General features: G+C 49.3%; 21 protein-coding genes. 8 read left to right on the top strand and 13 right to left on the bottom strand.

Going from position 1 to position 25648, the window contains the following annotated elements; all coding sequences use genetic code 11:
- Both DFQ01_RS31070 and isdC read right to left on the bottom strand, forming a co-directional pair.
- On the bottom strand, positions 1–1104 hold a 1104-nt coding region (locus tag DFQ01_RS31070), incomplete at its 3' end, for an NEAT domain-containing protein (RefSeq protein ID WP_181394740.1).
- Between the two features lie 24 nt (positions 1105–1128).
- Positions 1129–2271, bottom strand: coding sequence for a heme uptake protein IsdC (gene isdC, locus DFQ01_RS12260; protein ID WP_110044172.1), 1143 nt, complete (start codon positions 2269–2271; stop codon positions 1129–1131).
- A 551-nt stretch (positions 2272–2822) separates the two neighbouring features.
- On the opposite strand from isdC, the gene DFQ01_RS12255 reads away from it, so the two are divergent.
- Genes DFQ01_RS12255 through isdG form a run of 3 tightly spaced genes read left to right on the top strand, consistent with a single transcriptional unit; the run spans position 2823 to position 5918 of the window.
- Positions 2823–3770 (top strand): ABC transporter substrate-binding protein, encoded by a 948-nt coding sequence (locus tag DFQ01_RS12255; RefSeq protein ID WP_110044171.1) that lies wholly within the window; start codon positions 2823–2825, stop codon positions 3768–3770.
- A 10-nt stretch (positions 3771–3780) separates the two neighbouring features.
- A complete protein-coding gene (locus DFQ01_RS12250; protein ID WP_110044170.1) occupies positions 3781–4779 on the top strand; it encodes a FecCD family ABC transporter permease in 999 nt (332 codons plus the stop codon).
- Entirely contained in the window at positions 4776–5918 is a 1143-nt protein-coding gene (gene isdG, locus DFQ01_RS31900; RefSeq protein WP_110044169.1) for a heme oxygenase, read from the top strand. Before DFQ01_RS12250 ends, isdG begins: the two co-directional genes overlap by 4 nt.
- A 138-nt stretch (positions 5919–6056) precedes the next feature.
- Here the strand turns inward: isdG and DFQ01_RS12240 are convergent, their stop codons facing one another.
- The 6 genes from DFQ01_RS12240 to DFQ01_RS12215 all read right to left on the bottom strand — a co-directional run bounded on the left by DFQ01_RS12240 (position 6057) and on the right by DFQ01_RS12215 (position 12049).
- Positions 6057–6296 (bottom strand): cold-shock protein, encoded by a 240-nt coding sequence (locus DFQ01_RS12240; protein ID WP_110044168.1) that lies wholly within the window; start codon positions 6294–6296, stop codon positions 6057–6059.
- An 89-nt stretch (positions 6297–6385) separates the two neighbouring features.
- On the bottom strand, positions 6386–6586 hold the full coding sequence (cspD, locus tag DFQ01_RS12235; protein ID WP_110044167.1) for a cold-shock protein CspD: 201 nt from the start codon (positions 6584–6586) through the stop codon (positions 6386–6388).
- A gap of 261 nt (positions 6587–6847) precedes the next feature.
- Positions 6848–9196, bottom strand: coding sequence for an ABC transporter permease (locus tag DFQ01_RS12230; protein WP_110044166.1), 2349 nt, complete (start codon positions 9194–9196; stop codon positions 6848–6850).
- A gap of 1 nt (position 9197) precedes the next feature.
- Entirely contained in the window at positions 9198–9959 is a 762-nt protein-coding gene (locus tag DFQ01_RS12225; protein ID WP_110044165.1) for an ABC transporter ATP-binding protein, read from the bottom strand.
- 135 nt (positions 9960–10094) lie between these two features.
- Positions 10095–11357: a HAMP domain-containing sensor histidine kinase gene (locus DFQ01_RS12220; protein WP_110044164.1), complete on the bottom strand. Its 1263-nt coding sequence runs from the start codon at positions 11355–11357 to the stop codon at positions 10095–10097.
- On the bottom strand, positions 11354–12049 hold the full coding sequence (locus DFQ01_RS12215; RefSeq protein WP_110044163.1) for a response regulator transcription factor: 696 nt from the start codon (positions 12047–12049) through the stop codon (positions 11354–11356). Before DFQ01_RS12215 ends, DFQ01_RS12220 begins: the two co-directional genes overlap by 4 nt.
- 239 nt (positions 12050–12288) lie before the next feature.
- Between DFQ01_RS12215 and DFQ01_RS12210 the strand changes: the two genes are divergently transcribed.
- The 4 genes from DFQ01_RS12210 to DFQ01_RS12195 are packed head-to-tail and all read left to right on the top strand — an operon-like array spanning position 12289 to position 15304.
- A complete protein-coding gene (locus DFQ01_RS12210; RefSeq protein ID WP_110044162.1) occupies positions 12289–12951 on the top strand; it encodes an amino acid ABC transporter permease in 663 nt (220 codons plus the stop codon).
- Entirely contained in the window at positions 12932–13612 is a 681-nt protein-coding gene (locus DFQ01_RS12205; RefSeq protein WP_110044161.1) for an amino acid ABC transporter permease, read from the top strand. The genes DFQ01_RS12210 and DFQ01_RS12205 overlap by 20 nt, the downstream gene beginning before the upstream one ends.
- Before the next feature lie 27 nt (positions 13613–13639).
- The gene (locus DFQ01_RS12200; RefSeq protein WP_110044160.1) at positions 13640–14392 is read left to right on the top strand and encodes an amino acid ABC transporter ATP-binding protein; all 753 of its coding nucleotides are present in this window, start codon (positions 13640–13642) and stop codon (positions 14390–14392) included.
- Positions 14393–14437: 45 nt separating this feature from the next.
- Positions 14438–15304 (top strand): transporter substrate-binding domain-containing protein, encoded by an 867-nt coding sequence (locus tag DFQ01_RS12195; protein ID WP_110044159.1) that lies wholly within the window; start codon positions 14438–14440, stop codon positions 15302–15304.
- Positions 15305–15420: 116 nt separating this feature from the next.
- Here the strand turns inward: DFQ01_RS12195 and DFQ01_RS12190 are convergent, their stop codons facing one another.
- A complete protein-coding gene (locus DFQ01_RS12190; RefSeq protein WP_110044158.1) occupies positions 15421–15720 on the bottom strand; it encodes a hypothetical protein in 300 nt (99 codons plus the stop codon).
- Between the two features lie 167 nt (positions 15721–15887).
- Between DFQ01_RS12190 and DFQ01_RS12185 the strand changes: the two genes are divergently transcribed.
- Positions 15888–16241, top strand: coding sequence for a TetR-like C-terminal domain-containing protein (locus DFQ01_RS12185; protein WP_110044157.1), 354 nt, complete (start codon positions 15888–15890; stop codon positions 16239–16241).
- Positions 16242–16588: 347 nt separating this feature from the next.
- On the opposite strand, the gene DFQ01_RS12180 is transcribed toward DFQ01_RS12185, so the two are convergent.
- The 4 genes from DFQ01_RS12180 to DFQ01_RS31065 form a co-directional block, all read right to left on the bottom strand.
- Positions 16589–16795 (bottom strand): hypothetical protein, encoded by a 207-nt coding sequence (locus DFQ01_RS12180; RefSeq protein ID WP_146216864.1) that lies wholly within the window; start codon positions 16793–16795, stop codon positions 16589–16591.
- A gap of 206 nt (positions 16796–17001) precedes the next feature.
- Positions 17002–18231, bottom strand: a complete 1230-nt coding sequence (locus DFQ01_RS12175) for a hypothetical protein (protein WP_110044155.1) — start codon at positions 18229–18231, stop codon at positions 17002–17004.
- Positions 18232–18527: 296 nt separating this feature from the next.
- A complete protein-coding gene (locus DFQ01_RS12170) occupies positions 18528–24419 on the bottom strand; it encodes an S-layer homology domain-containing protein (RefSeq protein ID WP_110044154.1) in 5892 nt (1963 codons plus the stop codon).
- Between the two features lie 33 nt (positions 24420–24452).
- Positions 24453–25648: Ig-like domain-containing protein (locus DFQ01_RS31065; RefSeq protein WP_245946644.1), on the bottom strand; the 1196-nt coding region annotated here is incomplete at its 5' end.

The raw sequence follows: 25648 nt of genomic DNA, 5'->3' as shown, positions 1-25648 counted from the left end.
CTCTTCGCCTACAACAGCCGCTTTCACTTTCGCCTCTGCAGACGTTACCAATGCTTCCAGTGCCGCGTGATCGATCGTGCGGTTGAACGCAAGGCGAATCGCATGATCCATCTCGTATGCCTGACCATTAAAGGACGTCGAGATATGAACCTGCGCATTCAGTACCCCACTCAGGTCTGCCACTGGGAATTTCACAACGCGTGTATTAGCCGTCGTATCTTCCGACACATTCGTCGCTTCTACCAATTGACCCGCTTGCTCTGTCTTGAAGCTTGTCACGACCGAGCTGTCTTTGATCGTGAACGATACGTAGTCCGTTCCTGACTCATTCGTCAGCGTATACGGTGCCAAGAAGTAGTTGCTCATCGACGACAGCTTGAAATCATCCGTCGCGTGCAGCGTCAGAAGTGTTACCGTGTTGGGTGCCGCTGCGATCTTCGCTGCATCGAACGCTGCAATGGCAGACGTCAGATCAGATGCTGCTTCGTCTACAAGCGCCTGCGTGCTCAGCCAAGAGCCTTTCACTTTTGCTGCTGCGACCGCCTCTGTCAGTGCCGTCTTCGCTGCTTCTGGGTATTGACCTTCCTCTTCGCCTACAACAGCCGCTTTCACTTTCGCCTCTGCAGACGTTACCAACGCTTCCAATGCCGCGTGATCGATCGTGCGGTTGAACGCAAGGCGAATCGCATGATCCATCTCGTATGCCTGACCATTAAAGGACGTCGAAATATGAACCTGCGCATTCAGTACCCCACTCAGGTCTGTAACTGGGAATTTCACAACACGCGTATTCGCCGTCGTATCTTCGGATACATTCGTCGCTTCTACCAATTGACCCGCTTGCTCTGTCTTGAAGCTTGTCACGACCGAGCTATCTTTGATCGTGAACGATACGTAGTCCGTTCCCGACTCATTCGTCAGCGTATACGGTGCCAGGAAGTAGTTGCTCATCGACGACAGCTTGAAATCATCCGTCGCGTGCAGCGTCAGAATCGATACCGACTCTGATACTGATTCTGCTTTTGCCGGTGTAGCCTGTATTCCTGCAGCCAAAATTAATAAGGCTGTCAACATCGTAATGACTTTGAACCATTGCTTTCTCATGTTAGTCAATCTCCTTATCTCTACTTAGGTTCCTTTATTTTGCTTGCGTCGTTTAACCCATACAATTGCAGCGCCCGCCGCAATGATTATGACAATAAACACAATTGCATTGACGATACGGCTTCCGCTATTGGCCTCTTCAACAACAGCATCTTCGGGTGCAGCCGCAAGCGTTTCTACTGCTGCCGACGCATCGGCCGCTGTATCTTCTGCCGGTGTTACCGCTTCAACCGTGTCCTTCGTCGAATCAGCATTAGCGATATCCGATGAGGCCGCATCTACAGTTGTACCTTCGGTGCTTCCCGTTGTTGTCGCTGTCTCTTCCGTGCTAGAGTCAGCAGCAACAACCTCGGCTGTATCGGCTGGCTTCGCCGTTTCAGTGGCCTTAGTCTCCTTGGCCTTATCGTTATTGACCACTTCGGTCTTGCTTGTCGTCGTCTCAGCCGCTTTACCCGACTGTGTGGTTTGCTGCGCTGGCTTGCTCGTCGCAGCCGTTGACGTTGACGCTGGCTTCTCTTCACTCGTACTGCCTGAAGCAGTAGTGGAGTTGTTCTTCTCTGTCTGCTTCGTTGGCGTCGTTGTTGTCGTCGTTGTTGTCGTCGCAGTCGAAGAGTTCGTCGTAGTTGTCGTTTGTGACGTTGATTTCTCGTCGTTAACCTGCTCGACGGCCGTCGATTCTTTCTCAGGCGCTTTCTCTTCTGCGGCCTTAATCAGCGAAGCACTGTCTTCATCGAACGATAGACGAATCGTGTACTTATGGTCGTACCCGATCTCTTCGACAATGACATGAATTTTGGCTTCAATCGGCTTCGACAGATCGTCCGTCTTAAACTCAACAACTCGTTTGTCCGCCGCGGTATCCTCGCTAATCTTCGTGACTGACACATAACTGCCGCTGGAGGATGGCACCGAGAAGGCGACAATCCATTTGCTGTGATTAAGTGTCATTCGAACCGTATAACCGTCATTACCTACCGTTACCGTCGCTGGCTTCTCCCAGTAATCGTTCGCAATCGATACCGAATCATCTTCCGCTCGAAGCACCTCGTAACCAAACGAGTAGGTACCCGCTGCAAGTTTCGAAGCCGCTGATACTGGCAGCGAGGCAATGAGCATGACCCACACACCGACAAGCAGCAAGCTTAACAGCCTCATGTTTCTGATCATTTACGCCTCCATAAATAATTACTTTAAACACGATAAAACAATAAAATATCGATTACTATCACGAAAAATAATCATGTATGCAACATTACTTTCTATCACAAATAAATTGATCAACCTATCTACTGATTATCATTCTCAATAAAGAATCAAAAAAAAGAACCTCTCTCCTCTCTTCTGTTGTCATGAAGCTCTTATAGCATAATCAAGGCTGGAAATTCGAATAAAACCGCCATATCTCAGGCAAGTTACACCTCTCATTCTGATTCCCTACCTACAAACTTGCGCCTCTTGTACTCCACCTGCTGCCAAAACTTAAGCCCACAGAGGAAGTTAACACAACTCTATTGAGAACGTCAATCAAAAAATTTCATAATTTTTCTACTGATCCGGTAATCATTCATATAATAAAATCATAAGAAATTATACTAACAGTTATTTCTTGAATTTGGACGAGAACATTTGACAAACCAATTGATAATGAATATCATTATTGCGATAGTGATAATCAATCTCAATAAACTGCTGTATGTTCTCATGAAGGAGGTATACGAATGCGCCAGCACTTATCGCTTATCACTGTCATCATAGCCCTAGTCATTGGCTGCTGTGCTTGTGGCACAACATCCACGACATCCACGCATGCGGACAGCTCTTCTTCGTCTCTGTCCGTTACCGACTTCACAGGACGCAGCATTGGATTCAGCCATACGCCCGAGCGAATCGTGGCTCTCGGCAATGGCGAAGCCGATATTATTCACGCGTTAGGCGGTAACCTGGTGGGCCGCCCTACTTCGGAGCTGCCTGCAAGTCTAGATGGAATACGTGAGGTGAAGCAGATCGGCACCGCACATGAGGTCGATCTGGAGCAAATTACCCTTCTTCACCCCGATGTCGTACTCGGCAACGATCCGATGAATGTGAAGGATATTCCGATTATCGAGGGTATTGGCTCTAAGATGCTGCTCACTAGCGCCAATTCGGTTGAGGAGATTACGAAGCAGATTGAATTGTTCGGCTCCATGCTCCAGAAGGAAACCCGCGCAGCTGAACTCGTCGATCAAATCAATACGCAGCTTGCAGATTATAAACAATCTGTTCAGCCTAATGGCCCTAAAGTGCTTCTTGTATACGGAGCGCCAGGCACCTTCATGGCAGCGCTGCCTACCTCGCTCGGCGGCAACATTCTAGAGCTTGCCGGCGGTACGAACATCGCAGCAAACTTCCCTCGTTTGCAAAGCTATCCGCAATACGCACAACTGAGCAATGAGCGAATTGTCGAAGCGAATCCACAGCATATTTTTATCATGACACATGGTAATGCGGATGAGGTAAAGGCCAGCTTCTTGAAGGAAATGCAAGAGAATGCGGCTTGGAACAACATAGATGCGGTGAAACAAGGGCATGTGGAGATATTGCCGAACGATCTCTTCGGATCGAATCCAGGCACACGGGTTATGGAAGCGCTAAAGCTCATGCGCGACACACTGTTTGCCCAATGAGAGGTACTCTATGAATATGAAGCAGCGCAGAAGACGACGACAGGTGATCATGATCCTTGCTCCCGTCTCTGTTATTATCAGCGCCCTACTAGGCATCATGATCGGAGCTGTTCCGATCGCTCTACCAGATATATGGCATGCCCTAACCTCACCTGTACAATCGCCAACGGATACGATCGTGTTCGATCTTCGACTGCCACGCGTTCTGATTGGATTATTAACCGGTGCTTGTTTGGCTGTCTCTGGTGCTATTCTGCAAGGTGTTATGCGTAATCCATTGGCGGATCCCGGTGTGATCGGGGTATCGTCAGGAGCTGGTCTCGCCGCTGTCATTACGATGGTCATATTGCCGCAGTTCAGCTACCTGCTTCCTGCTGCCGCCTTCGCTGGCGCCTTCATTTCGTCCATCATTATCTATTTCTTGTCTTGGGATCGTGGTGCATCTCCTGTCAAAATCGTGCTTGCGGGCATCGCGCTCAATGCGCTGCTCGGAGCGGTGATGAACGGCATCATGGTTATGTACAGCGATCGCATTCAATCCGTTCTGCCTTGGCTTTCCGGCGGACTTAACGGGAGAAGCTGGCATCATCTATCGTTCATGCTCCCGTATGCACTCGTCGGGCTAATTGTATCGATCCTTGCCATTAAGCCAGCAAACTTGCTGCTGCTAGGCGACAATTCCGCCAAGCTGCTTGGCCAAAAGGTTGAGCTCCAACGACTGCTGCTCATTCTGCTCTCCTCCCTGCTGGCAGGAACAGCGGTCAGCGTAGCTGGACTTATCGGCTTCGTTGGACTTGTCGTTCCCCATGCGGTACGACTGCTTATCGGCGATGACTATCGCTATCTGCTTCCCGTCTCCATGCTGGGCGGCGCAGCGTTAGTTACGCTTGCAGACACGGCAGCACGTACGGTATTCGATCCTGTTGAACTGCCTGTCGGCATATTGCTTGCGTGCCTCGGCGCACCGTTCTTCTTATATCTGCTTAAGAATAGGAGCAATTGGCGATGACAGCTGCCGAAACGAATAACCTCACTTTAGAACGCGGCATGTTCAAGCTTATGAATGTGAATGCCGTCATTCCGAAAGGAAAAATGACAGCGATCATCGGTCCCAACGGCTCCGGCAAATCGACGCTCTTATCATTAATGACTGGACTATCCGACGCTGACGAGGGAACGGTCACCATTCAAGGCAAGCCGCTAGACAACTATTCGAGATCCGAATTCGCTCGTGTCGTATCGATGCTTCCTCAATCGAAAGAGCAAATGCCGAACATAACGGTCAAGGAATTCATCGAGTACGGTCGTGCGCCTTATCAGCCCTTCTTCAAACAGCGTCTCTCCGAAGAGGATCAACGAATCGTCGATTGGGCTATGCGAACGATGCGAATTCTTCGTCATGAAGACCGCATGTTCCATACACTCTCTGGCGGTGAACAACAGAAGGTACGTATCGCTATGGCACTCGCACAGCGAACCGATCTGCTCCTGCTTGATGAGCCTACTACATATCTCGATATTGCCCATCAGCTTGAGGTGCTCGATGCCCTTACGGTTCTCAACCGCCAGAAGAGCACGACAATTGTGATGGTGCTCCATGATTTGCAGCAAGCTGCTGCTTATTGTGATCATCTGATAGCGATGAAGGATGGAGAAATTCATTCTGCAGGTTCACCGAAGGACATCTTGACCCGCCAGTTGCTGCGAGAAGTATACGAGGTGGAAGCGAAGGTCAGCTTTGAAGGCCATTACCCCATTATTATTCCAAAAAGAAAAACAATCGAGGAGGAAACGACTATGCTTATCGTAACGAACACGTCTCAAATTGTAAAAGGCTCCGGTGAAAAGCTGATCGAGCGGTTTGACCGCATTGGTCAAGTGGAACGTATGGAGGGATTCCTTGGGCTTGAGGTTTTGTTCACGCAAAATATTTCGGAGTATGACGAGGTATCGATCGTAACTCGCTGGACTTCCCGCGAGGCGTTCCAAGGCTGGACGAAGAGCGAAGCATTCCGTGAATCGCACCAGCATCGCAAGACGCCGGACTACATTCTGAATAACAAAATTACGTTCCAAGAGGTTCGCATCAAGCGCAACCCGATTACGGACGAAGACAACGCACAGATCGCAGACACGGAAACAGCTTAATTGTTACATAGGACGGGGTCTCTATCGATTCCCACAATGCTAATTGAATAGCACCATGAATAGACAACCCACATCCTCATGCAGATGTGGGTTGTCATAGGTTATAGGCGAGAAACTGTCTCCTAACCGACTAACAGCTTAGCTGTTAGACTCGCTGGGCTTACCCTTGCTAGATAATTTCTGAGTTTCTCTCGAATTAACAAGAACAGGAAGCTCTTTCATACCACTTACCATTGGTGTATTACATCGATGACAGGTCGGCACCGCTTCGAATGCAAAATTATCCCTCATCCACCCGTTGCAGCCATCTTGTGTACAGTACCATACCGCCGTCATTTCCAAAGGGACTTCTACTGCTTTCTTTTTAGAATAGTACATAACCTGTCCTCCCCCTTATGCTCAAACTCATCTGAAAAAAAGAACAATGCCCCAAACGTGATGTTTGAGGCATTGTGCTTATTTCAATACTACAGTTTTACAACGTTCTCAGCTTGCGGTCCGCGGTTGCCTTGAACAACGTTGAACTCTACGCGTTGACCTTCGTCGAGCGATTTGTAGCCGTCGCCTACGATTGCGCTGAAATGTACGAATACATCGTTACCACCTTCAACTTCGATAAAGCCGAAGCCTTTCTCTGCGTTGAACCATTTCACTGTACCTGTTTGCATGTAAAGAGCACCTCCTTCATTTAATATATGTGCTTTTATTTTCAAGTAAAAATAAAAATTCACATATTGTACAAGCTTATTGTATCAATACAATAACCTTCTACAACGTGTGAATTAAAGGTCAGTATTCCAATCAACCCATTATAGCACGTAAATTCCTGATTGGCAATGCCATTGAACGAGCGAGATTTATTTTTCGAAAGAAAGGCTCAGCATGATGGCTGAGCCTTGGCTCTAATCCCTTCAAATCATCATCCTAGGCTATTCCGTGATCAACCCATGCGGTGTAATATGCTTCATCCGATACGCCGCGGTCATCGATACGGCATACGCGAGTACAACCAGGGCGATGCACAGCGCGGTAATCATCGGAAGCTTAATCGTAAACTGAACGTTATGAATGCCCGAACTAGACAGCAGCACCGTCAGGATGCCGTTCGTGCACAACGCTCCAAGGGCGCCTCCGATCATTACGCCAACAAGCATAATCGGCATATAACTGAACGTCAGCTGGTTCATGAGCTGTGATGTCGTGTAACCTGTTGCTTTCATAATGCCGAAGTCTCTTCTCCGCTTCAGCAGCGCCGTTCGAACGACCATGAACAGAATGAGTACGATAACTACAACCGTAATGACCAGCACAATTCCCATCACAGCCGCTACAGCGGTCGAGTAGATCGAGCTTTGGCTGTCGATTGTCGCATCCACATCTGTCACTTCGGACGCCATGGCGCCGTACTTCGCTTTGACATCCGTTATAAACTGCGTATTCGTCATGCCGTCCAAATACACTTGGATGAGCAGTCCCTTATAATTCGGAATAAGATGCTGCACGCCAGAAGCCGTCAAGTAAACCGCCTGCCCCATGTTGCTGATCGATTGGCTCATCCCGGTCACCAGATACGTATGCTTGGCGCCGCCCGTTTCCACGTCAACGGTATCGCCGATGCCCTTGTCAATCAGCTTCGAGACTGCCCAGGAGATGGCGATTTCATTGTCGAACTTCGGAAATCTGCCCTCGTAGACCATCTGATTGTCGAGCTTGGCGAAGTCATCGGACACGTATGCGAAAATGCTTTGACCGTCCACCATCGTCGTGATCGTATCCATCATAGCCGTCCTCTGGACGCCGTCCATTCCATCGATCGCTGCTTTCAGCTTGCCGCTGATCGCTTCGGATTTCGCTTGAACGGCTACGTTCGACGTCTCCGCACCGACCAGATGAATGAAAGCCGTCTTATCTCTCGCAATGTTGTCATACAGCGCAAGAGAAAATACCGAAGCGAACGTTACAGCGATCATAATGAGCGTAATCATCAAGTTCTGCTTGCTGTTGATCATAATGGACTTGCCTGCATGCAATAGCTGCAGTCCGCCTCTCGCCTTCTCCAGCGAGAAATAGTTCCGCTTGAAGCTGTGCGTCTTGAGCCCGCCGCGCAAAGCTGTAACCGGATGCAGCTTGCGGACGCGTAAGGAAGTGAAAAGCGCGACAAGCGTAACCGAAATCATGACAAACAGTATGCTTATCAGATTCAGTACGACAGCCTCTCGCTGCTCCCACAGCAGTCCCGTCAATGTGGACAGGATGTTGCCGAACTGAGGGAAGAACAAGTAAGACAATTCCACTCCTATTACGCCTGCCAATAATGAGAGGAGTAAGAACTGCCCCACATGAGAAGACGTAATCTGCCGATTCGTATAACCAAGCGCCTTCAATACCCCGATATTGACGACACTGTCTTTAATCATGTTAGAAACGCGGAACCGGATGACAAGCAGGGCTGCGAGTACGATGACGACGGCAAATGCAACGAGAATCATCGCAATCATATTGACCGTAAGGCCGTTTACCTGCTTCATGGATTCGATATCGGCCATATAGTGAAACTTCGCGGTCGCGCCTTCGCTTACAAGCGGATAGACCTTATGATAGTCGTCGAGGATTCTCGTGGATCGTGTCATATCCTGCATCGCAGCAGAGATCAAGATCCCTCTCGCATCCCCGCCAAGCTTGGCGGATAGCGCCTCGTAAGCGGCGCCTGACAGGAACATTTTGATAAGGCCCATATTGTTCGTGCCCAGCATGGTTGATTCGAAAAATCCCGCCACCTTATAGCTGTAAGGCTTATCCTGATAGGCGATTGTTATCGAGTCGCCAAGCTTGTAACCACCGCTCCTGTTGTAGCTGTACGGCAAATAAATCGCTTCGTTGTCGGGCACCGAGTCCAGCTTCTCAATTAGCTTGAGCGGTCCCAGCTTCCGGTCCGTATCCGCATCGAGCAGCGAGAGCGCGGTGTTCAAATCGCTGTCGCCGAATCGCATCGTAGCGGAGGGCATTACCAATATGGATTCTACCTCTGTTGCGGTGACGCCGTCATAATTTCTGAAGAAATCGCCGTTCTCCTGTTTGTAATCCGACTGCTCCATCATCATCACGACATGCGGATCGCTAAGCTCCTCCACTTTATGCTCGTAGAAAGAGGACATGCTCGAGATAATCGTCAGACCAACGTTCAGCAGCAGCGATGCGGCCGCAATCAGCAGAATCAGGGAAACGACGGTTCCTTTTCCTTTGCGCAAATTCGCCTTGATCAGATTGAGGATACTCATGCTACCACCTCATATCCGACAGGAAATCCTGCAGCTGCTCCTGCCGCTCAGCGCTGTGACCCTTCTGGTAAGGGCCAAGCGACATATCGCCACGAATAACGCCATCCCGTAGAAAAAGAATCCGGTTGCCGCGCATCGCCGTCTTAATATCATGCGTGACCATCACGATGCTCTGCCCTGTCTGATTCATCTTCGTCAACACATCGAGCACGCTGTCGCTCGCCGCTGAGTTAAGGGCGCCTGTCGGCTCATCGGCGAACAGGATCGCCGGTTTATTGATGAGCGCTCTGACGATGCCTGCCCGCTGGGCTTCGCCGCCCGACAGCTGTGAAGGGAATTTGCGCCACGTTTCCTCAGTTAGTCCCACCTCGGTCAGAAGCTGCTTCGCTCTTGCAGCTGTTTCCTTCTTGTTGCGGCTTATGAGCAGTCCGCTGGCAAGCACGTTATCGAGCACGCTCATGTTGTCTAACAGGTGGATTTGTTGGAACACGAACCCGCAGTTGTTTCTACGGAAAATCGCCAGCTTATCGTTGTTCAGCTTGGAGATTTCGCTGTCTCCGAAATGGATCGTCCCGAGCGTTGGTTTATCCATGCCGCTCAGCGCGTAGAGCAGCGTCGACTTCCCGGAGCCGGAGCTCCCCATGATGACCGTGAAGTCGCCTTTCATAAGACGGATGTCTAAGTTTTTCAGCACATGCTGCTGGAGCCCGCCGCTGGAGAACGTTTTGCACAGCTTCTCTGTTTTTAACCATACATTTTGCATATTATCACCCTTATCGATTTAAGATTATCGCTTCATGCTTGCGTCGCAATATGCCGTCATTTATGCTGCACCCTAACTATACCGAACCAATTCTTAGTAGAGCTTTGTGCATTTCTTAACGGTTTCTTAAATCGATCAGGAAGCCAGCTTAAGTCGCAGCACAACCGTAAAGCCATCGCTCCGGTTATAGCACTCCGTATCGCCCTGCATGTTCTGGATAAGATAATTGGAGATGAACAGTCCGAGGCCGGAGCCGCTCTGCCCCTCCGCATTCGCACCCCGATAGAACTTGTTGAACAACAGCGGCAGCTCGTCTTGGTCTACCCCATTGCCGTAGTCCATGATGTTAATCTCGAGGTAATCGTTCTGGATGTGACACCGCACCGTCACGTCCGTCTTCGCGTATTTGTAGGCATTGCTGATGACGTTATCGATTACCTGCTGCAGACGGGAAACATCCATCAGCACGAGACATGGCGGAATCGGCTCGCAATGAACGCGTTCGTCGTAGTCTGCTTTGGCGAACATCTCATGCAGGATGCTGCTGGACTGCTCGCTGACGGTTACGTGGAGCTGCGTCATCTCTTCGAGGGCTGCGTGGAACATGTCCGTGATGAGCAAATGAATCTGGTCCGCCTTCGCGTACATCGTGTTGAGCTGCCGAATGACTTTCTCGTCGGTGGCACTAACGAGCATCAGCTCGATGACCGCCTTAATGGAGGCGACCGGCGTCTTAATATCATGGCTTAAGCTGGCGACGAGCTCCTTCTTGCTTCGGTTCGCTTCGTATTCGCTTTGGCGTGCGGCCGCAAGCTGCTCGCGCATCAGGTCGAAGCTTTCCGTGAAAGCGCCGAATGGGTTATGGCGGCTCATCGGCAGCGGAACGTCCAAGTTGCCAGTGGCGACGTTCGTCGCGAAGCTCTGCAGCCGCATGAATGGCTTGAATACGGTGCGATTGAGCCAAATCGCGTAGCCTCCGCATAACAAGGCCAGCAGAGCGAACGCGATGCCCACGGTCATTGCTAGTCGATGCTTAATGTCGTGAATCGTCTGTTTGTAATCGTTAACGACGATAATTTTGCCAATAAATAGCCCGCCCTTCGTGATCTCCACGATAGTGCTGTTATGTTTAATGGCATTATTTAAGGTCGTGAATACGCCAGCCGATGTCTCGTATATGAGGTTTCCGTTCGTATCGAGTATGGCGAAAGGCAGCGTGATCGCGGCATAGTCTTCGCGGTTCGTATCCGGCCAGTGGCTCTCGACAGTCTTCACGATCTCGTTGACGGCGACTACGTCGACATCGGTATTCACCGGGATTTTGTTAATGAGGATAAAGAATAGGATGCCGGCGGCGCATATGGCAGCGGCAATGACGAGCAGTCCCTTGGACTTCATAGGCTGCCGTCCTCCAGAATGTATCCTTTGCCCCAAACTGTCTTGATGTACTGAGGTTCGTTCGGCTTCTCTTCGAGCTTCTCTCGGAGATGGCGGATATGGACGTTCAGCGTACCGTCGCCGGCGAAGGAATCTCCCCATACTTGGCGGAACAACTCTTCCTTCGGAATGATGCGGTTCTTATTGCCAGCCAGATAGGTGAGCAGCTTGAATTCCATTGCCTTCAGCTTGATCTCCACGCCTCGGACGCGGACGCGCTCCATTTGTTCATCGATGGTGATTGGGCCAAAGTTAAGTGTTGACGCCGCGACTGCTGGTTGGGTGGTGCTGGTGTAGCGTTTGAGCACCGCCTTCACCTTGGCATGCAGGACGCTGAGCGTATACGGCTTCTGGATGTAGTCGTCGCCGCCGATATTAAGTGCGATCAGAATATCGTCGTTACTCGTACGTGCGCTGATGAATAGGATCGGGATCTGCGTCGATTGCCGAAGCTTCCGGCACAGCTCAAACCCCGACGTCGTTCCTAGATTAATATCTAATAGAATGAGTGACACCTCATGCTGCTGCAGAAACGCCAGACACGCCTCCGCACTGGTCACATACGCCGACTGGACGTCGAACATATTGAAGTACTCGCTTGTCGTCTCCGCCAGTACTTCCTCATCATCTACAATAAGGCAATCGTATGTCATGGTGAGTCTCCTTGCCTTTAATCTTTGAAATGGAAAACGATTCTATCATTCATACACCATATTAGGAGGAAAGGAAGAGACTGTAAACCCGGCTGCGGTTTCTTCACTTAACGAAGTTAATTTTTTATTGAATGGTTGACAACCGGAATTTGCAGGTTTATCCTGATTACAATAAATCTCGTTAAATCACATAAGAATAGTAAGAATTATTAAAACGAAAAAAGTTCCAAGGAGACCCTATGGATACTGACTCCGTTTTTGACTTGATTCCGATTTTCGCGAGAGCCTCAGCAGTCACGGTATGGATCGCTACGACATCCATATTCTTCGCATTCACCATTGGATTACTATTCAGCATCGCCTTATTCTTCAAGACACCTGTGCTGAAATCTATCGTTCATGCTTATGTCGCTTTTTTTCGAAACACGCCTTCCCTCATTCAGGCCTACTTTGTTTTCTATGGGCTTCCCAAAGTTTCTGTACAATTCAACAGCTATACGTGCTCGATCATTGTTCTGTCGCTGATCGGGGGAGCTTATATGAGCAAAGCCATCTACTCGGGAATCAAAGCCATCTCGACCAATCAGCTTGAAATCGCTAGAGCCATGGGGCTGTCCAAGTTCAACATGGTCGTCCATCTCATCGTCCCTCAGGCATTATCCATCTCCATCGCCGCCATCACGAACAATTCGATTTTTCTCACCAAAGAAGTATCCGCTATGAAAATCATCCTGTTGCCTGAGATCGTCTATCAGGCCTTTGCAATCATCGGATTACGAACAGATCTGACCATTCCGGTTGCGGTTCTGACTGTTGCCAGCTATCTGCTCATTTTACTGCCGATGTCGTATTTATTCTCTCGTCTGGAAAGGAAGATTCGATTTGCAGAATTCGGGGGTTGATGCCATCATCCGTGCTTTTCCGAGACTCCTGAACGGACTGGAAATGACGGTGCAGATTGCTGCCATCTCCTTCATTCTATCCGTGCTGTTCGGGTTTCTCCTTGGCGTCTTAATGAATTTGCGATATAAGCCATTAACGATCGTCTTGAGGCTGCTATTGGACGCCTTTCGTTTGATTCATCCGATCATTTGGCTGTTCGTTCTCTTCTATGGCCTCTCCTATGTTTTTCATTTGTCTACAGACGGCTATGTGATTTCGATCATCGTCTTTACCTTATGGGGCTCCTTCGAGATCGGAGACCTAGTAAGAGGTTACATCAGCAGCTTGCCCCGACATCAATTCGAATCAAGCCTGGCACTGGGACTTAACCGAAGACAAATGTACGCGTACATATTACTTCCGCAGATTGTCATTCGAACGACCCCCTCCATCGTCAATTTAGCGACCCGCCTGATTAAGACAACCAGCTTGGTTTCGTTAATAGGTGTTCAAGATATGCTGAAGATCTCCCAGAGCATCATCCAAGTGACGTATTACAATAACCCGACGAGTATGATCTCGTTCACGATGTATCTGCTGCTGCTATTGCTATACTTCATGATCTGCTTCCCGTTGTCCCTGCTCTCGACGTTTATCGAGAAGAAAGTCTCATCCCTATGAGTTCGATCCATACAAAGGAGATCTCCTATGCATCTGACGATCCGCAATCTGAAGAAATCGTTTCATAGCAATGTCGTGCTGGATGATATCAATCTGGATATTAAGCAGGGAGAGGTCACGGTAATCATGGGGCGCTCCGGCTGCGGCAAATCGACGCTGCTGCGATGCATGAACGGGTTGGAGCAAATCGACGCCGGTGAAATTTATCTTCACGACACCCTGATCACGAAGCGAGGCTCCAATGATGCGCATTGGGTGGATATAAGAAAGAGGATCGGCATGGTATCCCAAAGCTACGATTTGTTTCCTCATATGAATGTATTGAAGAACATGATTCTCGGGCCGATGAAGGTGGAGAAGCGCAGCAAGAAAGAAGCTGTACAAGACGCGGTCAGACTTCTCGAACGAGTCGGATTATCGGATAAAATAACCGCTTATCCAAGAGAGCTCTCCGGTGGACAGAAACAGAGGGTTGCGATCTGCAGAGCGCTATGTATGCACCCCGAGATCATCCTGTTCGATGAAGTAACGGCAGCCTTGGACCCTGCGATGGTGCGAGAGGTGCTCGACGTCATTCGATCGCTGCAGAATCAAGGATTAACGTTAATCGTCGTCACCCATGAGATGGAATTCGCCGAGAAAGTAGCAGATCAAATTGTATTCATGGATAACGGGAAAATCGTTGAAATCAGTACCCCGCGTCAATTTTTCTATTCTCCTCAAACGGTAGAAGCCCGGCGGTTCTTGAACCTCCCCATTGACGACGCAATCTTGAAATAAAATATGCAAATATTTTATTTATACATGTAGAAGGAGTGAGTGGAAATGAAAAAATGGTTTGCCGTTGTAATCAGTGTTCTATTGATAGGAGGATTAGTCGCTTGCTCCTCTAACAAGAATGACGACACTAACACCACAAGCGCAGAAGCATCTGGATCGCTTGCTGCAATTAAGAAAGCAGACACGATCCGACTCGGTATATTCGCCGATGACGCTCCGTTCTGCTATCAGGACGCCGATGGCACTTTTAAAGGCTATGATGTGGAATTAGGGAAACGCATTGCCAAGGAACTGCTCGGGGACGAGAACAAGATTACATGGGTAGTGGTGAATCCGACGGACCGAATTCCGTATCTGCAAACCAATAAAGTCGACCTCATGCTTGCCGACTTTACCGTTACAGAAGATCGGGCCAAGAGCGTCGACTTCACGCTGCCTTACGAGAAAGTCTCATTAGGTATCGTCTCCAAAGATAAAGCCCCTATCACTTCTGTTGATGATCTGAAAGGGAAGACGTTGGCCGTTAACACGGGGACAACAGCCGATTCTTACTTCACCAATAACTACCCGGACGTCAAATTGATCAAAATCGATGCCATTACAGACGGCTACCAAGCACTCATTACAGATCGGGCTGACGCATTCGCGCAGGATAACACACTGCTGTTGTCATGGGCTAAGAAAAATCCAGGCTACACGGTCGGAATCAAAGAACTGGGCAATAAGGACTTTATTGCCGGAGCCGTTCAACAAGGAAATAAAGAGCTCTTGGATTATGTGAACGGTCTAATCGAAGGGAAGCTGAAAGACGAGAGCTTCTTCCATAAGCTTTATGATACGACGTTAAAAGACAGCTTCCCAGACGATTTCACTGCAGATCAAATCGTCGTCGAAGGTGGTAAAACGGAGTAAATCGGCATTCATCAGCCGGATACGAATGCGAATAGCCATATCGATAGGAAAACCAAAATGGTTGAGCAGCTATCATCCTTCTGCTCAACCATTTTTAACTTTCAAAAGCTTAATAATTAATTGTTTTCCTTCTGCTGCTGCTGCTGCACCAAGCGCGCTTGCTTCTCGGCTAACTGCTTCGTCGACTGAGCGAGTAGGCCATCAATCTCGTCAATTGCTTTCTTGAGCTTCACTTCCCGTGAAATTTTGCTGCTCAAATCGTTCATGGATTGACTTAATTTCTGGTCACGCTGAAGCTGTTTTATTTGGGACAGCATCCGGTCACGTTTCTTCTTCTGTTCACGAACGAGCGACTGAAGATCAACAATCTCTTTCTCCAGTCTAGTAATGATAGAACGGGTGAAGCTTATTGCCATTCGTGCACCTCTTTATCCAATAGTCATGCCTAGACCTCATTTTACTATAGTTCGCAGGATAAGCAAAAACCACTCCCTCCCAACCTAACTCACTCCGAGCTCTTCATGCTTGCGTCTTCTCAACGGCTGCTGCTCCTCGGCCCTTTGCCACTAATCGGGCATTCCCCATTAACAAGCTGCCGCCGAGCTCGTTTATTCGCCAGTTCGAGCATATTGCGGATAACGCCCCTTTTTACAAATTGATGCTTGGGCCAAAAGGCATTCCCGGCTTCTCCCTTCGATTGGAGACGATCATTCGTGACTCGCTGAACCATCGATCCTTGATTGCGCAGCCGAATGACCGTCATGTGCAAATTCCACGTGATATTATCGTCCGCTACGTCACCTCCGCGCATCTTGGGATCATTATGTATTGGTTGGAAAATGATAGGTCCTACTCGCCCAAGTACATGGCGACGCAGCTTATTCGCCTGCATCTGCTCGGCTCGGTTCACTTCTTTAACAGAGGTGATTCGCTTTAGACTCGTAATAGACTCGTGACTCCCTCTATAACAAAGAGCACCCCTTATCGTTGTGGTCAAGACCCTATTGCAAGCTGGCTCTGGTACTGTACCAGAGCCAGCTTTTTTAACTTTCTCTTAGGACGTCGATGATTATAAAAATAGATGTAGTCCTTCCTCAAATCGATCGGATATCTATAAGGATAGAATGCTTCAATTGTGAAAAGTTTTTCCGAACCGCACGCCGCTCTCAGCACGCGGTTCTTGGCCCCACGGAGGCTGTCAAATCTCTTGCCACCTCGAAATTACGATCTAGTAGGTTTCTAGCAACTCTGTCACCCAGACTCCATTCTCGATGATGTGCGAATTTACGGTGTACTATGGAGCCCAAGCCCATCTCCTGCATATATAGCTGCACTCTCTTGTGATTCATCCACACCTTTTTGAAGTACAAACAGTTGCACTTGACGATAGCCATAAAAACCGTTATAACGATCATACGTTTTAAGAATAATTTCCCTAAATGGTTGATCCTTGTCTATTTCTAATACCTCCGAAACCTTCTCCTTCATCATTCCCTCCAGTCGCATTTCAATTGCTTTCTTCTTTGTTTCGAAGCTGTATGTCTTGTACTTTCGTTCTTTTTCACCATTGTAAAAAACACCCCCTATAGTATTACATCGGCATAAACACCAGGGTGCTTTTCCAATGTCCACTATAAGGGGTGCACTTCACCGATGTGGGGACTCTTCTTATAATACTATTCTATAGAATGGACGATCTACAGATCTTCTCTCGCCACAAGTCTCTGCAAAGTAAATTGGGCTTGTTGTTTAAACTCATTCGCATGAATAAACGCCTCAACTTCTCTACGGTCATTATCGATCCTTAAAATATCTGATATCTCCAATGTTCGGTCTTTCGCGAACTCTGCCTTTTGCAGCAATTCCTCGAAGGACAACCTGCTAGTCTCAACCGCGCACGTTATGCCTAGTTCGAAGTGATTTTTCTCCAGAAATACATCGTAGAATTTAATCGTCGAGTCGTAAATATAGATGTTCTCAATGCCTAGTTCCTCGCAAAAGCCCCTCTCTACGCATTTGCTCAAATCAATGCGGTCACTACTGTTCTTATCCGTAATGGTTAGTCCCTCAAGCATCGAAATATTATATTGATCTCTCGATTGAACCTCGGTCGCATTTCTCGATCTCTTCGTTAGGATGTATTCTTTTACACCCGCCCCATGATTTAAAATCATTAAACAATTAACCCCGAAGGAAGTGGTAAACGCATTATACTTATTAAGTTCCTCTTCTGTATCTACATCGGCAATGGCATGACCATCAGCCATTAGTTCTTTGTAAATCGATCGAAACACCTTGTGGGTAAAATAGTCCGTTTGAAACAGCTCCATATTAACGGTCGGCAGCTCGTTCTCGCCATGTCTGCTATGCGTACGAATTCGATATACGCCTAACTTCTCTTTGTTAAAGTGGCAGCCGTTCGTCTTCTCGATAAAATGTCTCGCTACAATATTGCGATGCTTCGCAATTAGTTCGGGCAAATCAGGAATCCCTGTCGAGAGCGCTAGATCCGAAAAAGAGTTGCCATTATCAAAAGAAGAATCCGAATACAGCACAAACTCATCCGATATATCTTCCTTGTTGAAGCTCTCCTTCAGCTCCCCTAGCAAATCGGATGGAAAACCAACGTATAGGCTTTTATTTGAAAGAGCAACGTAGATCCCTTTTTTATTGTCATAGGGGCTCCCGCTTCCCAGTGGGAGAATGTTAAGATTATGTCTAAACGTCTGTTCTTGTTTCCTAAGCCTCTTACGGATGCCCTTGGACTTAAAATAATTAAAAATTGTTTTATGCGCACCATCATATAGTTTCTGCGCAGAGTAACCTATTAGAAAAATTACGATTGTTTTAATTGCCGCTATAACAGAAAATGATATGTCAAACTCTCTCTTTAAATACAACAGTGAGTCCATAAATTTCGAAAACATTCTTCATATCCTCTCTAATAACTATTATTTACATACTTATTCGACAAAGAGTATGGCTACCCTGCCTTAGATTAATATTCACAGTTTTAACCGGTTGGAAAATGATAGGTCCTACTCGCCCAAGTACATGGCGACGCAGCTTATTCGCCTGCATGTGCTCGGCTCGGTTCACTTCTTTAATCAGGGCGGTGCACCTTCGTAATAGGCCGCATATTACGCCATAACAAAGAAGAACACCCCTTATCGTTCGATAAGGGGTGCCTTCGTATGGATGCAGTTAAACAAGTTCACTGCCGTTACGGCGTGTGGTAACCAATGAATTGGGCTGAGCCAACAGGGTAAGCAGTCCACTCGCCATACAATTGGAAAGTGGTGTTCCCCGCACGGATGCCTGACTTGCGAACAATGGTTCCGCCATTCGGCATGAACGCCGTCGTTGCGTTTGGATTGCCCAGCACATCGATTATAACGCCGTTCTTTTTCAAGACAAAACCAGTCGTAAGTTTCGTAGGGTCACCATCGCTTAGCACCAGTTCGTCATTGTAATAGTATGCATTCGTAATATCAAAGAAGTCATAGAAAATTCGATCGATGAATATATAAGGCATGCCTTTATACATCGGGAATAACGCTTGTGAATAGGAAGACTTTTGTCCAGTCTTCGTATTGTATTGGTAGACTTCCAGCGTGTATCCGGATATCGTCCCGGATGTATCTCCTACTGGATTGTAGTAGAGCTGAAGTGCTGTTCGACCGTTGCCCATGTCCACATATTCCGAGAAGTACAGCTCCTCTGCCCCTTGTGGATCGACGGCCACATTCAAGACAACCGCCGTGCCATCAGCGCCAATAATCCATGTATTAAGCGGCATACCATCCCAAGTCCACTTGGTGCCTGTCATCGTTGTTGGACCCGTAAAGGTGGAGTCTGGCGTACCCGTGTAGACCTGGAACGTATTCTGACCTGGGAACACGTCTGATAGATCATATTGAATATTTTCTTTGACGCCTTGCTTCGTCCGAATATTGACCAGTCCATTAGGAGCAAGCGGTGCATTACGCACGGTTAACGTATAGGTCGCCGTACCGCCGTTACCGTCATTCGCCGTAATCTGAACCGTCGTGCTGCCTGCTATGGAGCCCGCTGTTAATGTAATCATGCCGCTATTTACATCTGCCTGAACGATGCCTGATGAATTCGGAACAGCCGTGAGTGTCAGCGCATCCCCATCTAGATCTTCGAACAATTGCGTAAGGTCATAATTTCGGGCGTTCGTTACGCCGTATGTTAGAACCTGTTCATAAATCGTAGCAACCACAGTCGGTGCGTGGTTTTGTGGTCCAGCAGCAGCTTGAACAGTAACTTCAAGCTGAGCTGTCGCTTGGCCTCCGCGTCCATCCGACACCGTAACCGTAATCGTCGTCATGCCTGCCGCAACTGGCGTCAGCGTTAACTGCTGGCCAGAGTTACTTACGGTTACGACTCCTGTATCATTCGATGTCGCCGTAACCGTCAGCGTATCATTCTCCGTATCGCTAAGGTACGAGCTGAGATCTACGCTTGTTGGTGCAGCACCCATCTGAAGCGTTTGAGCAGGAAGTGCTGCAATCACTGGTGCCTCATTAATCGTCACCTGGAATTGCGTTGTCACTTCGCCGCCATTGCCATCCTTGGCTTTCAGCTCGATGGTAGTTGTACCGGAAGCAACAGCTTGTACATTCACTTGTGTTCCGGTTAAACTTACCGTCGCGATGCTCGTGTCCGAAGATGCTACTTCGTACGTCAACGCATCTTGATCTGGATCGCTGAACAGTGTTGACACATCCAGCGTGTAGTCCGCATCGCCAACCGCTAGCTCTTGGTTGCTAGGCGTCTGCTCTACAACCGGGTTCTGGTTCGGTGGTGGCGATACCGTGACAGATAGCTGAGCTGTCGCTTGGCCTCCGTGTCCGTCCGACACCGTAACCGTGATCGTCGTCGTGCCGGTTGCAACTGGCGTCAGCGTTAACTGCTGGCCAGAATTGCTGACGGTTACGACTCCTGTATCATTCGATGTCGCCGTAACCGTCAGCGTATCATTCTCCGTATCGCTGAGGTACGAGCTGAGATCTACGCTTGTTGGCGCGGCGCCCACCTGAAGCGATTGAGCAGGAAGTGCTGCAATCACTGGTGCCTCATTAACCGTTACTTGGAATTGCGTCGTCACTTCGCCACCATTGCCATCCTTGGCTTTGACCTTGATGGTCGCTGTACCGGAAGCGACAGCTTGTACGTCCAGTTGAGTTCCGGTCAGCGTTACCGTCGCGATGCTCGTGTCCGAAGATGACACTTCGTACGTCAACGCATCTTGATCTGGATCACTGAACAACGATGACACATCCAGCTTGTAGTCCGCATCGCCAACCGTCAGCTCTTGGTTACTAGGCGTCTGCTCTACAACCGGGTTCTGGTTCGGTGGTGGCGATACCGTGACAGATAGCTGAGCTGTTGCTTGGCCTCCGTGTCCGTCCGACACCGTAACCGTGATCGTCGTCATGCCTGCCGCAACTGGCGTCAGCGTTAACTGCTGGCCAGAGGAGTTACTTACGGTTACGACTCCTGTATTATTCGATGCCGCCGTAACCGTCAGCGTATCATTCTCCGTATCGCTAAGGTACGAGCTGAGATCTACATTTGTTGGTGCAGCGCCCACCTGAAGCGATTGAGCAGGAAGTGCTGCAACCACTGGTGCCTCATTGACCGTTACCTGGAATTGCATCGTTACTTCGCCGCCGTTGCCATCCTTGGCTTTGACCTCGATGGTCGCTTTTCCGGAAGCGACAGCTTGTACGTCCAGTTGAGTTCCTGTCAGCGTTACCGTCGCAATGCTTGTGTTGGACGACGACACTTCGTACGTCAACGCATCCTGATCCGGATCGCTGAACAGTGGTGACACATCAAGCGTGTAGTCCGCTTGGCCAACTGTCAGATCCTGATCACTCGGCGTCTGCTCTACAACCGGATTCTGGTTCGGTGGCGGTGCAACCGTAACCGCTAGTTGAGCTGTCGCTTGGCCCCCACGTCCGTCCGACACCGTAACCGTGATCGTCGTCGTGCCGGTTGCAACTGGCGTCAGCGTTAACTGATAGCCAGAGGAGTTACTTACAGTTACGACTCCTGTGTCACTCGATGTCGCCGTAACCGTCAGCGTATCATTCTCTGTATCGCTTAGGTACGAGCTGAGATCTACGCTTGTTGGCGTGGCGCCCACCTGAAGCGTTTGAGCTGGAAGTGCTGCAACCACTGGTGCCTCATTGACTGCCACTTGGAATTGCGTCGTTACTTCGCCGCCATTGCCATCCTTGGCTTTGACCTCGATGGTCGCTGTACCGGAAGCGACAGCTTGTACGTCCAGTTGAGTTCCGGTCAGCGTTACCGTCGCGATGCTCGTGTCCGAAGATGATACCTCATACGTCAGAGCATCTTGACCTGGATCGCTGAACAGTGGTGACACATCCAGCGTGTAGTCCGCATCGCCAACCGTTAGGTCTTGATCACTCGGCGTCTGCTCTACAACCGGGCTCTGGTTCGGCGGTGGCGATACCGTGACAGATAGCTGGGCCGTCGCTTGGCCCCCGCGTCCGTCCGACACCGTAACCGTGATCGTCGTCGTGCCTGATGCAACTGGCGTCAGTGTTAACTGCTGGCCGGAGTTACTTACGGTTACGACTCCTGTATCACTCGATGTCGCCGTAACCGTCAGCGTATCATTCTCTGTATCGCTTAGGTACGAGCTGAGATCTACGCTTGTTGGCGCGGCGCCCACCTGAAGCGTTTGAGCTGGAAGTGTTCCAATCACTGGTGCCTCATTAACCGTCACCTGGAATTGCGTTGTCACTTCGCCGCCGTTGCCATCCTTCGCTTTCAGCTCGATGGTAGTTGTACCGGAAGCAACAGCTTGTACGTTAGCCTGTGTTCCCGTTAGACTTACCGTCGCGATGCTCGTGTTCGACGACGATACTTCGTACGTCAGAGCATCCGAGTCTGGATCGCTGAACAACGGTGACACATCCAGCGTGTAGTCGGCTTGACCAACCGTTAGCTCCTGGTTGCTAGGCGTTTGTTCTACAACCGGGCTCTGGTTCGATGCCGGTAAAATCGTAAGCTGGAACGAATCGGTCACAATGCCTCCACGTCCGTCCGATGCTTTGATCGTAACCGTCGTGACGCCGGCACTTACCGGAGTCAGTTCAAGCTGGCTCCCATTAAGCGAATATGCCGCAATACCAGCGTCTGCAACAGCAGCTTCGTAAACGATCGAGTCCTGATCAGCGTCCGCAAAATAATTGTTTAATGAGACGTTTACATTCCCCGTCCCCATTTGCTTGGACTGATCCGGAACTCCACTGCTCTTCGGTGGTTCATTAACCGTTACCGAGAATGTGGTATTGACTTTCTTGCCTGCCTGATCATCTGCTACAACGGCTATTGACACGGTGCCGCGAGCAACTGGCGTCAGCACGATGTTGTCTCCGACGAGAGCTGCTTTGCAAATTTTACTATTAACCGACGTCACGACATATTTCAACACCGACTGTTCATCATCGACGAAATGGCCAGCGATACTAATTGATAGATCACTGTCGCCCAACGTCACCAGTTGGCTACTGAAGGAAAGCGCTAATCTGGGCGCCGTGTTGACAGTAGAGGTAGAAGTGCTCGTGGTTGTCTGTGTCACCGTAGATGAAGATACGCCTGTGTCGTAGGTGACCCCTGATACTTGTACCGAGGAACTAACTTGCACACTGGCTTCAGGGTTGGACACCTGTAAGGTGGATATTGTACCGCTCCCACTCAAGATCAATGGCGCCGATGCATTGACCGTCATGCTCCCGACCGTTCCATCTACAGACAGCGTCGTTGACTGCTGGGTGTTCACCGTCACATTTTGGACGCTTCCTTCCAAGCTCACCTGTTCCGCATTGCCCGACACCGTCACCTGCTCTAAGGTTGAAGACGAATTATTGCTAAGCGTAGCATCCGATAAGATGGTTGCCGATTGAACCGAAGAACCGTCCTGAAATTCCACATGAACGTCCTGTTTATCGATCTCGACGTCCTCCAGTTCCGATTGGGAGAACACAACGGTGTTCTCGTCTCCTCCGTGAATCAATGTGTTTCCTTTAACCTCGACGTTGCGGGCATAGAAATCGTTCGCTAGCTGTGGTGTAATCTCTAGGTCCTTATTCACGTTCAGGTTGAGCACGGTAATAAAATTACCCGATAGCACTAGGTTTCCGTCTACAGATGCACCATCGCCATCAAGCACAAGGTTGCCGCTGAACTCCGAAGCTTGTCCGTCTGGTTCCTTACCGCTAGCGTGAATCACCAACTTCGTGACCGATTGCAGCGTACGTCCGTTTGAGACAAATTGAATCTCCGCCCCTTGCAGCACCTCTCGGTTCTCCGGTCGCAGCAAACCTTTCACAGTATCAGCAACTTGATAGGTAACGCCGTTGACAACAACCTTCCCATCCTCAACCTGCTGCAACCGAGCAAGCTGATTCGTTGGGAGGAATGTATCCATTAAACTCTGTGCAATATCTTTCCTCAATACCGATGCTTTCGGCTGGAGGTTCCCACCAACTGTTTGGATCGCACCATAATTATAAGCTGCGCTCACCGATGGCTCTGCCCACTCGCTAACTGCTTCCCAATCGGATACGTTGACTGCTTGTCCAGCCTCCTCTACCGGAAGCTGGGCAGCGCGCATAAGCAATACTGCCAACTGCTCCCGTGTGACGGGAGCGGTTGGACGAAATGTACCATCCGAATATCCAAGCATCAATCCTGCTTGTTGTACAGCTTGAATGCTGCTGCTTGCCCAATGGGATGACGACACATCCGAAAATGCGACAGAGGAACTGGCCTTCGGCAACTGCAACGCTCTTGTCAGTATGACGGCCATCTCTTGGCGAGTTACAACGTCATTCGGGCGAAACTTATGCGAAGCATCACCTTGGAGCAGACCCGCTTTCACAGCATTTACGATTTGCGCCACCTGCTCAGACGACAAACCTTTTAGATCCGAAAATAATTCCGTGGAAGAATTTGCTGCCGACGCGGCGTAGGCCGGAGAGACAGCACTAGGTGTTAAAGCGATGGTTACAGCAAGAGCTGCTGCTGCCCATTGACGAGAATGCTTCATCGGAATGGCCTCCTTTTTATCTGATAGTTATGATCATGGTGTGTATGAGTTAAGGCCATCCGTGTAGTCGGTTCCCTCATCGTCCCACTCATTACTGTCAGGGCCTGTTGGGTTACCATGCGTCGTTCCCGATGTCCGCGCAATAGAAGTCGCGGGGGTGAATACTGCAACGTCGACTAACTCGCCATCATAATAAAGGCTAAGTGTCACTGGATCTTCTGTACCAAATAGCTGCATCTCAGAGAAATCATCATAAGGTACATCCCCGCCGTAGAAAAGTTCTGCAATTGTATATGTGCTTCCTTGAGATATGACCCCAGAAGGGGTAAAGTCCATTCCATTGCTGCCTACGATTTGAATTCTAGAACCGTCAATTTCTTCGCCTGTCGGATTATAAAGCTCAATAAATTGCATGAACATGTCGGATTCGCTCCAGACAAGTTCGGAGAAGAACGGAGTCCTATGCTCCACTGTCACTTTGATGGTCGTATGAACGGTACCGCCATTGCCATCGCCTGCCGTCACCGTGATGGTCGCTGTTCCCGCTTCCAGTGGCGTAATGCTCAATGTATCTCCACTCATCGATACAGCTACTACGGTTATGTCCGCCGTTGTTGCCGTGTATGTTAATCCATCGTTGTCTGCGTCTGCGAATACGCCCGCTAAGCTAACCGTCTGCACATCTCCATTAGGCTCAACTGATATTGGAGCAATCGTGTTTGCCACCGTTGGTGCATGGTTCAGAGCAGTAATTGTTACGTCAAACGTCGTTGAGATCGTTCCGCCGTTGCCATCGTCAGCCGTTACCGTAATGGTCGACGTTCCCGCGGCTACTGGCGTAATGACCACGGATGCTCCGCTCACCGATACTGTTGCTGCGCCTTCATCCGAAGATGCTGCCGTAATCGTTAAGGCATCACCGTCCGCATCTGCAAACACGCCTGCCAGACTCGCTGCCTGATCCCCATCCAGCTCTCCTGCTGTTACATTACTAATCGTGCCTACCACTGTTGGGGCATGGTTCAGTGCAGTAATTGTCACGTCAAACGTCGTTGAGATCGTACCGCCATTACCATCGTCAGCTGTAACCGTAATAGTCGACGTGCCCGCTGCTACCGGCGTAATGACCACCGATGCTCCGCTCACCGATACTGTTGCTGCGCCTTCATCCGAAGATGCTGCCGTAATCGTTAAGGCATCGCCGTCCGCATCTGCAAACACGCCTGCCA

It is taken from the genome of Paenibacillus cellulosilyticus, assembly GCF_003182255.1.
GTDB lineage: Bacteria > Bacillota > Bacilli > Paenibacillales > Paenibacillaceae > Paenibacillus_T > Paenibacillus_T cellulosilyticus.
This window is presented reverse-complemented; position numbering and strand designations above follow the sequence as displayed.